Source organism: Devosia sp. J2-20 (assembly GCF_055808475.1).
Genome location: NZ_CM147870.1, coordinates 737,437 through 751,255, shown reverse-complemented (window position 1 = coordinate 751,255; position 13,819 = coordinate 737,437). Strand labels below are relative to the sequence as shown.

At 61.7% G+C, this 13,819-nt stretch carries 8 protein-coding genes and 2 pseudogenes; 4 read left to right on the top strand and 6 right to left on the bottom strand.

Annotated features, from left to right (window positions below):
• Positions 1-20: 20 nt before the first annotated feature.
• The 4 genes and pseudogenes from AC0L37_RS03625 to AC0L37_RS03610 all read right to left on the bottom strand — a co-directional run bounded on the left by AC0L37_RS03625 (position 21) and on the right by AC0L37_RS03610 (position 4,205).
• Positions 21-1,067 carry an NAD(P)-dependent alcohol dehydrogenase gene (locus AC0L37_RS03625; protein ID WP_282221981.1) on the bottom strand — a complete coding sequence of 349 codons (1,047 nt, stop codon included), beginning with the start codon at positions 1,065-1,067 and terminating at the stop codon, positions 21-23.
• Between the two features lie 139 nt (positions 1,068-1,206).
• Positions 1,207-1,974 (bottom strand): annotated as a pseudogene (locus AC0L37_RS03620) (ATP-binding cassette domain-containing protein); the annotation flags it as partial.
• Positions 1,971-3,050 carry an ABC transporter permease gene (locus AC0L37_RS03615; RefSeq protein WP_282221983.1) on the bottom strand — a complete coding sequence of 360 codons (1,080 nt, stop codon included), beginning with the start codon at positions 3,048-3,050 and terminating at the stop codon, positions 1,971-1,973. The pseudogene AC0L37_RS03620 and the gene AC0L37_RS03615, both read right to left, overlap by 4 nt.
• A gap of 102 nt (positions 3,051-3,152) precedes the next feature.
• Complete coding sequence (locus tag AC0L37_RS03610; RefSeq protein ID WP_473314312.1) at positions 3,153-4,205, bottom strand: substrate-binding domain-containing protein; 1,053 nt, start codon at positions 4,203-4,205, stop codon at positions 3,153-3,155.
• 263 nt (positions 4,206-4,468) lie between these two features.
• Here AC0L37_RS03610 and AC0L37_RS03605 point away from each other — a divergent pair.
• The 3 genes and pseudogenes from AC0L37_RS03605 to AC0L37_RS03595 all read left to right on the top strand — a co-directional run bounded on the left by AC0L37_RS03605 (position 4,469) and on the right by AC0L37_RS03595 (position 9,614).
• Positions 4,469-5,685, top strand: a pseudogene (locus AC0L37_RS03605) (ROK family transcriptional regulator).
• Between the two features lie 106 nt (positions 5,686-5,791).
• Entirely contained in the window at positions 5,792-8,038 is a 2,247-nt protein-coding gene (locus AC0L37_RS03600; RefSeq protein WP_282221985.1) for a putative bifunctional diguanylate cyclase/phosphodiesterase, read from the top strand.
• An 85-nt stretch (positions 8,039-8,123) separates the two neighbouring features.
• Entirely contained in the window at positions 8,124-9,614 is a 1,491-nt protein-coding gene (locus tag AC0L37_RS03595) for a diguanylate cyclase domain-containing protein (protein ID WP_282221986.1), read from the top strand.
• Positions 9,615-9,646: 32 nt separating this feature from the next.
• Here the strand turns inward: AC0L37_RS03595 and AC0L37_RS03590 are convergent, their stop codons facing one another.
• Positions 9,647-9,805, bottom strand: a complete 159-nt coding sequence (locus AC0L37_RS03590; RefSeq protein ID WP_212657076.1) for a hypothetical protein — start codon at positions 9,803-9,805, stop codon at positions 9,647-9,649.
• 122 nt (positions 9,806-9,927) lie between these two features.
• Here AC0L37_RS03590 and ade point away from each other — a divergent pair, with 122 nt between their 5' ends.
• Complete coding sequence (gene ade / locus AC0L37_RS03585) at positions 9,928-11,637, top strand: adenine deaminase (protein WP_282221987.1); 1,710 nt, start codon at positions 9,928-9,930, stop codon at positions 11,635-11,637.
• Between the two features lie 18 nt (positions 11,638-11,655).
• On the opposite strand, the gene AC0L37_RS03580 is transcribed toward ade, so the two are convergent.
• Complete coding sequence (locus AC0L37_RS03580; protein ID WP_282221988.1) at positions 11,656-13,815, bottom strand: malate synthase G; 2,160 nt, start codon at positions 13,813-13,815, stop codon at positions 11,656-11,658.
• Positions 13,816-13,819 lie beyond the last annotated feature (4 nt).

The window sequence follows — 13,819 nt, the reverse complement described above, 5'->3', positions numbered from 1 at the left end:
CCTCCCGCTCGAACTGGCTGCTACTGGGCCACCCGGATCTGCAGCTTCACATCGGTTGGCCGCGCTTCCACGGCCCGGTCAAACGCAGCGATTGAATCGTCAAAGGCAAAGGTTTCCGAGATCAGCGGCTTGAGGTCCACCTTGCCCGAGGCAATCAGGGCAATGGCCCGGTCATACTGGTGCGCGTAGCGGAATACGCTTTCGATCCGCAATTCCTTGATCGAGGCGCTGGCAATATCAACCTGTGTCGGCTCAACGGGCAGCCCAACCACCACAATAGCCCCACCGGGACGCGGCAGGTCGACAATGGTCTTCCAGGCATGGGGTGACCCCGAGCACTCGAACACCACATCGGCGCCCCAGCCCTCAGTCAGTGCGCTGACCGCTTCGACAATGTTGTCTTCCGAAATATTGACCGGAATAACGCCCTGATACTGCGCCGCAATGTCGAGCTTGGGCTGCGCCAGATCGGCGACGATCACCCGCGCACAGCCACCCGCCAGCGCTGCCAGCGCCACCATGGTGCCAATCGGGCCGGCGCCCAGCACCACGGCCGTATCGCCGGGCGTGATCCGGGCCTTGGTCGCGGCCTGCATCCCCACCGCAAACGGCTCCACCATGGCGCCTTCGGCAAAGCTGACGTGATCGGGCAGCTTGAAGGTGTAATTGGCCGGATGCACCACTTCAGGCGTCAACACGCCATGCACGGGTGGCGTTGCCCAGAAGCTGACGGCAGGGTCAATATTGTACATGCCCAACCGACTGGCGCGCGAATTGGGATCGGGAATGCCCGGCTCCATGCAGACCCGGTCGCCCACCTTGAGATGGGTCACGCCCGGGCCGACCTCACTGACCACCCCGGCGGCCTCATGCCCCAGCACCATGGGTTCGTCGACCACAAAGGGCCCGATCCGGCCATGGGTATAATAATGCACATCGGAGCCGCATACGCCCACCGTGTGGATGGCGATCTTGACCATGCCGGGCCCGACGTCGAGCGGCAGTTCGATATCGCGCAGCGCCAGCTTGTGCTGCTGTTCAAGGACGAGGGCGCGGACTTTGCTCATGTTCAACTTCCTGGGACATCGCGAATTAAGGGCCGCCAATGCGATGCACGGCGACCCCTTGTTCTATCGTATTGCAGCGCTCGAGCGAAGGCGGCAATCGCGTGTTATGGCTCCACGAAATGCTTGGGGGCGCAGCACCTTCAGGCGGCTCCATGGCGCCGGTCATGATCGCTACCGCATCGGACATTGTGTAGTCCTTGGGATTGATTACCGCGATCCGCTTGCCCAGCCGGTGAATGTGGATGCGGTCAGCGACCTCGAACACATGCGGCATGTTGTGGCTGATCAGAATGATCGGGATGCCGCGCGACCGTACTTCCTGGATCAGTTCAAGCACCCGGCGGGATTCCTTGACGCCCAGCGCGGCCGTCGGTTCATCAAGTACGATGATCTTGGAGCCAAAGGCCGCCGCACGCGCCACCGCAACACCCTGCCGCTGGCCACCCGAGAGGGTCTCAACCGCCTGACTTATGTCCTGAACGGTCATCAACCCAAGCTCGCTGAGCTTTTCGCGGGCGAAGTTCTGCATGTGCTTGCGGTCCATCATCCGCAGCACATTGCCCAGGAAGCCCGGCTTGCGCACTTCTCGGCCCAGGAACATGTTGTCGGCAATCGACAGCGCCGGCGACAGCGCCAGGTTCTGGTACACCGTCTCGATACCTGCCTTGCGCGCATCCTCGGGAGACCGGAAATGGACGGGCTTACCTTCCATTTCAATCACGCCATGGTCGGGGATGACAGCCCCACTAATGGCTTTGACCATCGTCGATTTACCCGCACCATTATCACCGATCACGGCGAGAATTTCGCCGGGATAGAGATCAAAGTCAGCGCCGTTCAGGGCCACCACGGTGCCATAGCGCTTGAGTAGCCCACGCGCCTTGATGATTGGCTGGATTTCACTCATTGCGATGCCCTCCGCAGCCATTGATCCAGAGCCACTGCGATGATCACCAGAGTGCCCGCAGCAAACAATTGCCAGTAGTCATCCACCCCGGCCAGCGACAGGCCGGTATTGAACACGCCCACAATCAGGGCACCGAGCACCGAGCCCATGATCGAGGCACGCCCACCAAACAGCGAGGTGCCGCCAATCACCACGGCCGTGATCGATCCCAGATTGACCGTTTCAAATGAGATTGGCGAAACCGAACCCACGCGACCAATGGCCACCCAGCCGGCAAAGCCGCAGATTGCGCCCGCCAGCACATAGACCGAGATCAGTGTGCGCCTTGTGCGGATACCTGAGAGCCGCGCTGCATCGGGATCATCGCCAATGGCGTGCACATGGCGCCCCCAGGCAGTCCGGTTGAGCAGGAACCAGACCAGCACGGCCACCACGACAAGCGAGATACTGCCATAGGTCAGCTTGGCCCCGCCAAAGCGGAACGCCTCGCCAAACCATAACAGGCCCGGTGCTTTCTCGACGATGTCCGCATTGCGCACCGATTCAGAGCCCGAATACCACAGCTTGAGCGCGGTAAAGATCGACAGCGTGCCCAGCGTCACGATGAAGGGCGGTAGTTTGATCACGGCCACCAGCAGACCGTTGAGCCAGCCCATAAGCGCCCCAAAGAACATGCCGATAATCACCGCAAACGGCAGTGGCACACCCATATGGACTGCCAGATTGCCCATGATCAGCGAGGTCACTACCAGCACCGCACCAACCGACAGGTCGATGCCGGCGGTCAGGATGATCAGCGTCTGGGCAATCGCGATAATACCGGTCACCGTCACCTGCTGCAGCACAGTCGACAGTGCCAGCGGCGTCAGGAAGCGCGGCGCGATAATGCCGAAGGCTATCACACTGACGATCAGCACCAGCGTGGGAATGGTTGTGGGGTGGGCCCGCAGAAAACCGCGCATCATGTAGAACAGGTTGCGGTCATCCTTGGCAAAGCTGGCCACATTGGCGTCAGCCTTGGCCAGACCGGCCTCGAAGTCTGAAATTGTTTTGGTAGGCGAGCCGTCTTCGCTCATGCTGTGCCCTCCCTGAAAATGCCGAAACGATGCACGTAACACCGCAGATCGAGGGCGGCGGTGCCGCCACCCTCTTGGTTCTACGCGTTCCTTCGTCTGCGATTAGCCCCAGCAGAGCTCCATACCCTTGTCGGAGTCGATCGAGGGCACACCTTCGACCGGATGGTCGGTGACCAGGTTCACACCCGTATTGAAGAAGCTCAGACCATCAGATGCCACGGGCTTGGTGCCATCCTTGGCATAGGCGACGATGGCCTCAATGCCCTTTGATGCCATCAGCAGCGGATATTGCTGGCTCGTGGCACCGATCACGCCGACCTTTACGCTGGCAATACCGGGGCAACCACCGTCAACCGAAACCACCAGAACGTCGGACTTGCCGGCCTTGGTCAACGCCTGATAGGCGCCTTCGGCGGCGGGTTCATTGATGGTGTAGACCACATTCATGTCTGGTTCTTTGGCCAGCAGGTTTTCCACCGACATCACGCCGCCTTCCGGATTGGCACCGGAGATTTCGTGCCCGATGACCCGCGGATCGGTTTCCGAACCCATCACGGTCAGGTCTGGCACGTCAATGCCGAAACCCACCAGGAAGCCGGTATCGCGCGCCACGTCGACCGAGATGTTATCCTTGTTGATGTCGAGCATGCCGATCTTGGCATCGGCGGCAGCATCACCCAGCGTCGCCGCGGCCCATTTGCCGATCAGCAGACCAGCTTCGAAATTGTCAGTGGCAAAGGTCATGTCCTGCGCCTCTGGATCAGCCAGTGGCGTATCGAGTGCAATCACGAGAACGCCAGCATCACGGGCTTCCTTGAGCAGCGGACCAACCGAGTCATTGGACGGGGTGATCAGAATACCCTTGGCACCAGCCAGCACGCAGTTCTCGATGGCGGTCAGCTGTGGCGAGGCATCGCCGTCCTTTTCACCGGCATAAGCCTTGAAATCGAGCCCGGCTGCCGTGGCGGCGGCCTCCGCGCCTTCCTTCATCTTCACAAAGAAGGGGTTGGTGTTGTTCTTGGTAATCAGGCAAGCCAGATCAGCGGCCATGACAGGGGCCGAAGCCGACATCAGGGTGATGGCAGCTGCACCAAGCAGAAGCGTCTTCTTGAAATGAGTCACGGCGTAGTCCTCCTCAAAATTGCGCGGGGACATGACCGGCTGCACCGGTCTCACACCCCTCCTCCAAACGGCCAGCTCGTTGTTTTGGGCCGTCCTTGCTGGCCATATGCCGACAACCAGAACCGGCTGTCAATAAGTTAATCCAATTGATTTATTAATTGACAGTCGATGCTACTTGCCTTCATTTGACGGTATTGCTGCCTATCAAGCTTATGAAATCGATTGCATTTTCAGCGCCATTGCCGCTCATGGCAGATGGACGCCAAACGTAAAATCTTAACGAAAGGCCATTTGGGATGGTGAGTGCAGTGACCCCTGGGGTTGGGTCAGATCAGTTGAGCCGAGGCACCAACCAGACGGGCGTCCGCCTCTATAATGAGCGCCTTGTCCTCTCGCTGGTGCGCCGCCATGGCAGTCTGCCCAAGGCCGACATCGCCCGCCGCACCGGTCTGTCGCCGCAGACCATTTCCACCATCGTCAATGCGCTGGAGGCCGATGGCATCCTGCTGCGCCTCGACCCCCTTCGGGGCAAGGTCGGCCAGCCGCTGGTTCCCTATGCGCTCAACCCGCGCGGGGCGTTCTTTCTCGGTCTCAAGGTCGGTCGCCGTAGCTCCGACATTGTGCTGATGGATTTTGTCGGTACGGTTCTGGGCCGCATTCACTACCCTCATCCCTATCCGACCCCCGAGATCATGCTGGCACTGACCCAGCGCGGCATTGATGAACTCACCAGCACGCTGAGCCCAACCGATCAGCAGCGCATTGCCGGTTTCGGCATCGCTTCCCCCTTCGAATTGTGGAACTGGGAATCCCAGCTTGGCGCGCCTGCCGATGTGCTGGCGGCCTGGCGCAAGGCCGACATTCGCGCCGAGATCGCGGCCATCAGCCACTGGCCGGTCTATTTTCACAATGACGGCACTGCCGCCTGCGCCGCCGAACTGGTGCTGGGCAATGGCCAGCATGGCGACGATTTCCTCTATGTCTTTCTGGGCTCGTTCATCGGGGGCGGCGTGGTGCTCAACAGCCACCTGTTTCCCGGTCGCACCGGCTATGGTGGCGCCATCGCCCCCTGCCCGTACCCGCGCCGGGCGGCGGCTTCCAGCAATTGCTGCGCAGCGCCTCGATCTACGTGCTCGCCGACCGGCTGACGGAGCAAGGTCGTGACCCTGCAGTGCTGTGGCGTGACCCCAGCGAATGGGGCGATATCGGCCCGGCGCTGGACCATTGGATCCACGATGCTGCCCAGAGCCTGGCGATTGCCGCCGTCAGCGCCGTGTCCATCATTGACTTCCGCAGTGTGGTGATAGATGGCGCCTTCCCGCCCGCCGTACGTCAGCGGCTGGTTCAGGCAACGCGTGATGCTACCCAGGCCTTCGACCTGCAAGGTCTGGCGCCCTTCACCATCGCCGAGGGGACCATTGGCTTTGGCGCCCGCGAAATTGGCGGGGCCTGCCTGCCCCTATTGGCCAATTTCACCCAGGACCGCGAAGTGCTCTTCAAGGAAAATTCCTAGGCCTGACAAATAGCTGGCAGGCATCAGAAAAAATTCGGATCCGGTAACTAGTCCTCAATGCCCCCGCGGCTAAGGTCGACATTCCCGCGTCAGATGCCGTTATTATATGCACCAGAAGACGTCGACCAGAGACCGCTGGCAGTTCTCCGCCGCTGTGCTTTTGCCAGTGGTACTGGCGCTCGTGATTACAGCAGCCTCGGTGCTGGCCTTCGTTGTGTGGTCCACCAACAATATCGATCAGCGCGCGCTCGAACGCCAAAGCGCCATGGCAGCCCAGGTCATTGAAAGCCAACGGGAAACCATGGAGCGCGAACTGACCAGCGTGGCCGTGTGGGACGATGCCATCATCAATACACGCCTGGCCTTCAACCAGACCTGGGTGGCCAGCAACCTTGGTGTCTGGCTGCACGATTTCTATGGCCACGACGCCGTTGTGATCTTCGATGGCAAGGACGACCCGCTCTACGTGATGACCGAGGGGGTTTCGCGCACGCCCCAGGCGATGTCGCCATTGGCGCCATCCATCCTTCCCCTGCTCGACAGGCTCCGCGCCATCCGCCCAGCGCCCCAAAGGCCCGGCGCCCCCGGCACAGCACGGTTTGTCAGCGATTACGGCATCGTCAGCGGTGAACCCGCGATCATGACGGCCATGACCATCGTGTCCGACACCGGCGCCCTCACCCAGCCCCAGGGCACTGAACCCGTACTGCTGGCCGTCAAGTTTCTCGATCAGGCCACGGCAAAGCAGTTCAACCGCGATTATCTGTTTGCCGGCGGCAGCTTCACGCTGGTGCAGAGCAATGACCCCGACCGTGCCGTGCACCCCATCCTCAATTCCAGCGGTCGCTTCATCGCGTTCTTCGAATGGACGCGCGAACGCCCCGGCATGGTCATGCTGCACCAGACCGGCCCCGCCATGGCGGCCGCCTTTATCATCGCCGCAATCATGATCTCTCTGCTGCTCACCCAGCTGCGCCGCTCCTCGGCCGCGCTGGAAGCCGGGCGGCGCCTCGCCGAACATCAGGCCGCCCATGATCAGCTGACGGGCTTGCCCAACCGCATGAGCTTTGACGGCAATCTGGTGCGCGAACTGGCCAATCCTGACAATGAGACAGCCCATATCAGCCTGTTCATGCTCGATCTGGACCGCTTCAAACAGGTCAATGACACGCTGGGACATCAGGCGGGTGATGAACTGATCTGCGCGGTCGGTGATCGCCTGCGCGCCATTTTTGGCCCCAACACTATGATTGCACGCCTCGGTGGCGACGAATTCGCGGTGCTTTCAGTCAATCACGATCGCCCGATAGACGTGATGGAGATTTCCGGCCGGGTCATCGAATCGATCCGCCGCCCGTTCACCCTGAACCGCTTCAAGGCCCATGTCGGCGCCAGCATCGGCATTGTCATGACCCGGGGGATTCAGGCTGAGCCAAGCGAGTTGGTGCGCAAGGCCGATATCGCGCTGTACGAAGCCAAGGCCGGCGGCCGCAACCGCGCCGTGGTCTACGAAGAGCACATGAACGAATTGCTGCAATTGCAGCACACCATCGAAGCTGAATTGCGCGAGGCCCTGTGCCGCGACGACCAGCTTTCGGTAGTGTTCCAGCCACTGGTGGACCAGCAGAGCCGCAAAGTCGTTGGCGCCGAGGCCCTGTCGCGCTGGTACCACCCCAAATACGGTCAGATCTCGCCCGCGCGCTTCATTCCCGTGGCCGAGAACACCGGGCTGATCGAAGCACTGGGCGATGTCGTGCTGCGCCGCGCCTGCGAGTTGGGTGCCACGGTTCCCGGTCGCACCATTGCGGTCAATATCTCTCCGACCCAGTTGCGCAATCCGCGCTTCTCCCACCAGGTCTTCGATATCCTGCACCAGACCGGCATGCGCCCGCTGGATCTGGAACTTGAGATCACCGAATCCATCCTGCTTGATGATGAGCATATCTCTTCGCAGAATCTGCGCACCTTCCGAACGGCCGGTATTCACATCGCCCTTGATGACTTTGGTACCGGCTACTCTTCTCTGAGCTATCTCAAGCGCTATCCCGTTGACCGCATCAAGATCGACCGCTCCTTTGTCAGCCAGCTTTCAGAGGGCCATGTCTCGGTGGCCATCACCCAGGCTATTGTCAGTCTGGCCCACGCCATGGAGCTCGAAGTTACGGCCGAAGGTGTGGAGACCGAAGAACAGGCGACCATTCTGGGCCAGCTGGGCTGCAATACGCTGCAGGGCTTCCTGTTTTCGGGCGGCGTGCCTGCCCAAAAGATCACAGAGATCTTCGCCGCGCCCGAAAACGCGCTCATCAGTCGCAAACAACGCCGCGCGCTAAGCGCAACCGCAAACTCTCATTAACCGCGACTACGGAATTTAAGGCAGGTTCATCCCCTGCTAAGCGCCCCCGTGCAAACTGTCTCCCAGACAATTGGGGGACTGTTGCGTGTCAGCACCGAAGATTTCGACATGGCGATATCTGCGCAATGTGGTGGGACCTATTGCGCTGGCCTTTCTTGTAACCGTTGGTGCGGTCGCGGGTTTTGTCCTGCTCTCGATTGATCACACCGACGATGCCATGTTGACCCGTCAGTCCACATTGCTGCAACTGGCGCTCCACGATCGCGTCCTAGAAGCGGGCTACGCGCAGACCGACCTTGCGGCCTGGGACGAAGCGCTGATCGCCTATCAGGATGGCGATACCGAGTGGTTCGCCGAAGAATTCGGCACTGAAGGCTTCGACTATTACCACCAGAGCCGGATTTACGTGCTCGACTCCGATCTCACCCCCTTCTTTGCCATGCGGGATGGCGGCGAGATTGCCCCGACATCCTTCGCTGCCATACAGCCGCTGATCAGCCCTCTTATCCAGGCACTGCGCACCGAAGAAAGGCAGGCTGCCCTGTCCGCTTACAAGGCCGGCAATCGCGAAGCCCCGCCGGTCCAGACCGACATCGGGTTGGTCGACGGGCAACCGGCAATTCTCAGCGTCGCCCCGCTTGTGGCCGAAGACCACAATCTCAATGCCGCTCCCGGCATGGAGCCCCTCTATGTCGCGGTTACCATGCTCGATGCCACTGTGGCCAATGACCTGGCCGACCGCTATCTGCTCTCCGGCGTCCGCTTCGATGACGACGGCACTCTTGCCACCCACGAAGCCGCGATTGCCCTGAACAACGCGCAGGGTGAACCTGCCGTCTGGCTTAAATGGCTACCCGACCGGCCAGGCGAGAGCATTCTGAGCGACACCCTGCCCGCATTGGGTGCTGCCCTGCTTGTACTGACACTGATCATCGGCCTGCTCCTGCGCAACCTGCTCAGCGCCAGCGATCAACTGCACGCCGAGCGCGCCGACGCGCAGCATCGCGCACTGCATGATCCGCTGACCGGCCTGGGCAATCGTGCGTTGTTCCGCGACCGCCTCGATAGCGCATTCCGCACCATGGAACACACCGCGCCATGTCTGGCGCTGCTGGCGCTTGATCTCGACCGCTTCAAACAGGTCAATGACAATTATGGTCACGAAGCGGGCGATGAACTGCTGCGCCAGGTCGCCAGCCGCATCATCACGGTGCTGCGCCCCACCGACACACTGGTCCGGCTGGGCGGCGATGAATTCGCCATTCTGCAGACCGGCATCACCAGCGCCGAGGACGCGACCGGTCTGGCCAACCGCATTCTGAGCGCGGTACGCGCGCCCTATCATTTGGGTGACAATGTCGCCGAAATCGGGGTCAGCATCGGAATCGTGACCGCGCCCGATCACGCCCGCAGCGAGAATGAGCTGGTCACCCGCGCCGACGATGCACTCTATCGAGCCAAAGCGGGCGGTCGTAACCGCTACTGCGTCCACGCTGGCGACAGAGCTGCCGAAGATACGCCCCAGCGATTGCAGGACCGCGTTGGTGACGCCATGATCGCCCGCGGGGCGGCCTGATCTCCCGGCTTGGGGACGGACAGACGCCCTGCCTAAGTTGGGTTGGACTGGGTCAGCGTATAGACCGCATAGATGATCGCAAACAGCACGACCACGCCGATCAGCGAGCCGACCAGCACACGCAGGTTCATGCTGCGCGGACTGGCCTGACGCACTTCGGTTTGGGTCTTTTTGGGATCATAGGTTTCCATGCTGGGCTCCATTACACTACCCCAACCAACGCCGCTTGGCCGCCAGGGGTTCCCCGGCGGCACTTGACGCAAGCCCGGCACGCGCCGACTCTCGGCACCAGACCAAACACCAGGATGACTTGATGACCACCGCTGACACTCTCACCCGCATGATTATGGCCGGCCAAGGCAAGATCCCGGCCGATGTGGTGATCAAGAATGTGCGCCTGCTCGACGTCATCACCGGCGCGGTGACCACCACCGATATCGCTATCGTTGAAGACCGGATTGTGGGCACTCATGCCAACTATGAGGGCAATACGGTGATCGATGGCGCCGGTCGCTACGCCGTGCCCGGCTTTATCGACACCCACCTGCATATCGAATCCTCGCTGGTCACCCCCCTGGAATTTGATCGCTGCGTGCTGCCCTATGGCGTCACCACCGTGATCTGCGACCCCCATGAAATTGCCAATGTGCTGGGTGCCGAGGGCATTCGCTATTTCCTCGACAGCGCCGAGCAGACGATAATGGACGTGCGCATCAACCTGTCCTCCTGCGTCCCTGCCACGGGTTTTGAAACCTCCGGCGCCGCGCTCGAGATCGAGGATCTTGAGCCCTTCCGCGACCATCCCAAGGTCATCGGGCTGGCCGAAATGATGAACTTCCCCGGCGTGCTCAATGCCGATCCGGGCATCCTGGCCAAGCTGGTTGCCTTCCAGGGCGGCCATATTGACGGCCACGCGCCATTGCTCTTGGGCACCGCACTCAATGGCTATCTCGCCGCCGCCATCCGCACCGACCACGAAGCCACCAGCGCTGCCGAGGCGCGTGAAAAGCTCGCCAAGGGCATGGCCATTCTGATCCGCGAAGGCTCCGTCTCCAAGGACCTCAAGGCTCTGGCCGAAGTGCTCGACGAAAACACCTCCAGCTTCGTGGCGCTGTGCACCGATGATCGCAATCCGCTCGATATCGCCGAAGAAGGCCATCTCGACAGCTCGATCCGCCGGCTGATTGCCATGGGGCGTCCTCTGCACCACGTTTACCGCGCCGCCAGCCATTCGGCAGCGCGCATCTTCGGTTTGACCGATCGCGGCCTGCTCGCCTCGGGCTGGCGCGCCGACATCGCCCTGCTCGACAGTCTCGAGGAATGCACGGTTTCCGATGTCGTCACCGGCGGCCGCCTCGTGGTCCCCGAACTGTTCGATGCGCGCGCGCCTGTCGCGGCGGTGGGGCTGAGCTCGATGAAGGCCACCCCGGTTACCGCCGACAGCTTCATTGCCGAACCCCGTCCCGGCCAGAACAGCACCCCGGTGATCGGCGTGCGCCCCGGGCTGATCCTGACATTCCGCGAGGAAGCCACGCTGGCCAGCACCGAGCGCGGCCTGCAGCCCGATTTGAATGCCGATGTCATCAAGGTCGCGGTGATCGAACGGCATGGCAAGAACGGCAATATTGGCCGCAGCTTCGTCACCGGCTTTGGTCTGAAGCGCGGCGCCATCGCCTCATCGGTGGGGCATGACAGCCACAACATCACAGTGGTGGGGGCCAATGACGAGGACATGGCCGTGGCGGTCAACCGCCTGATCGAGCTCGGCGGCGGCTTTGCCGTGGCCGATGGCGGCAAGGTCACCGCCGAGCTGGCTCTGCCGATTGCCGGCCTGATGAGCCTTGAACCCTTCGAGACCGTCTCGCACGATCTGCACATTCTGCGTGACGCAGCCCTGGCGCTCGACTGCGTACTGCCCGAGCCCTTCCTGCAGGTAGCGTTCCTCGCCCTGCCGGTTATCCCGCATCTCAAGATGACCGATCGCGGCCTGTTCGACGTCGACAAGTTCGACTTCGTCAGCTGACCGCGATCGCCTCGCCAGTTAGCTCTTGTCGCGCGCCTTGACCTTGCGGCGGGCGGCATGGAGCAGCGGTTCGGTATAGCCGCTGGGCTGATCGGCGCCGTGCAGGGCCAGATCCAGCGCGGCGCGGAAGGCGACGGACTGAAAATTCTCCGCCATTGGCCGATAGGCCGGATCGCCGGCATTCTGCTGGTCGACCACCGTCGCCATACGCTCGAACGTGGCGGTAACCTCGTCGCGGCTGACCAGCCCATGGCGCAGCCAGTTGGCCACCGCCTGCGATGAAATCCGGCAGGTCGCCCGGTCTTCCATCAGCCCGACATTGTTGATGTCAGGCACCTTGGAACAGCCCACGCCCTGCTGCACCCAGCGCACCACGTAACCCAGAATGCCCTGCGCATTGTTTTCCAGCTCGCGGGTGATCTCTTCACGGCTCAGCGCAAACGGCGCCTGTACCGGCATTGAGAACAGCGCGGTCAAATCGGGCACGGCTTCATTGTGCCGGCGATGCTGGGCGGCAAACACGTCGATCTGGTGATAATGCAGCGCATGCAGCGTCGCCGCTGTCGGGCTTGGTACCCAGGCGGTATTGGCGCCCGAATTGGGATGGCCACCCTTGGCCTCCATCATCGCCGCCATATCGTCGGGGCGCGCCCACATGCCCTTGCCGATCTGCGCCCGACCCGATAGGCCGCAGGCCAGACCGATCAGCACATTGCGATCCTCATAGGAGGCGATCCAGCGCTCGTTCTTGATCTCGTCCTTGCGCAGCACCGCGCCCGCTTCCATGGCGGTGTGGATTTCATCGCCTGTACGATCAAGGAAGCCGGTATTGATGAAAAACACACGCTGGCGCGCTTCATAGATCGCCGCCTTGAGGTTGGCCGAGGTCCGGCGTTCCTCATCCATGATGCCGATCTTGACGGTGTTGGGAGCCAGCCCCAGCATCTTTTCAACCGAGCCAAAGATCGCGCAGGCGAAGGCCACTTCCTCAGGCCCGTGCATCTTGGGCTTGACGATATAGACCGCCCCGGTGCGGCTGTTCACCTTGTCCTGCATGGCGCAGAGCACGGTGACGGCCGCATCCATCAGCCCTTCGCCAATCGGCTTGCCATCGAGCAGCACGGCATCGGTGGTCATCAGATGACCCACATTGCGCACCAGCAGCAGCGCCCGGCCCTTGAGCACCAGTTCGCTGCCATCAGGCGCGGTATAGACACCGTCCTGCTTGAGCTTGCGGGTAACCTGCTTGCCGCCCTTCTCGAAGGTGTCCTGCAGCGTGCCGTTCATCAGGCCCAGCCAGTTGCGATAAACGCCAACCTTGTCCTCGGCATCCACCGCCGCCACGGAATCTTCGCAGTCCTGAATTGTGGTCAGCGCCGATTCCATGATCACGTCGCTCAGGCCCGCCGCATGCGTTCCCCCGATCACACTGCCCTTGTCGATCACCAGGATAACATGCAGGCCATTATGGCGCAGCACGATCTCGAACTTGCCGCCATTGGTGGCGTGACCCACAAATGCCGCGGCATCCTTGAGCGCGGTTGTCCCCGCAGCCGTGGTGATCTCAAGGCTGGCACTGTCTCCTGCCCCGACCACGCTATAGGCAGTCACATCGCGATGGCTGCCGGCGCTGAGCGGAAATGTGTTGTCTAGAAAGCTGGCGGCCTTGTCGACCACCGCCGCACCGCGCGCCGGGTTATAGCTCTTGCCCGGCGCAATGTCGCCCTGACGGCTAATGACGTCGGTGCCGTAATAGGCATCATACAGGCTGCCCCAGCGCGCATTGGCAGCGTTCAGGGCATAGCGGGCATTGGAAACCGGCACCACCAGCTGCGGGCCGCACAGCGTGGTGATCTCGGGGTCCAGCCCCTCGGTCTCGATGGTGAAGTCGGCAGGCTCGGGCACCAGATAGCCGATATCGCGCAGGAAGAATTCATAGCCCTGCGGATTGCTCGAGACCGGCCCATATTTGTGATGCCAGTCATCGATCTGGCTCTGCATGGCATCGCGCTTGGCCAGCAGGCTCGCATTGGTCGGCGCATGCTCGGCAACCATGCCGGCAAAGCCGCTCCAGAACTGCTCAGCGCTGACCTCGAGGCCAGGAAGGACCTCTTTCTCGACAAAGTCGACCAGCAGAGAATGAACCGAGAGGCCGGATTTTGTCTGGTAGTCGCTCATGAGG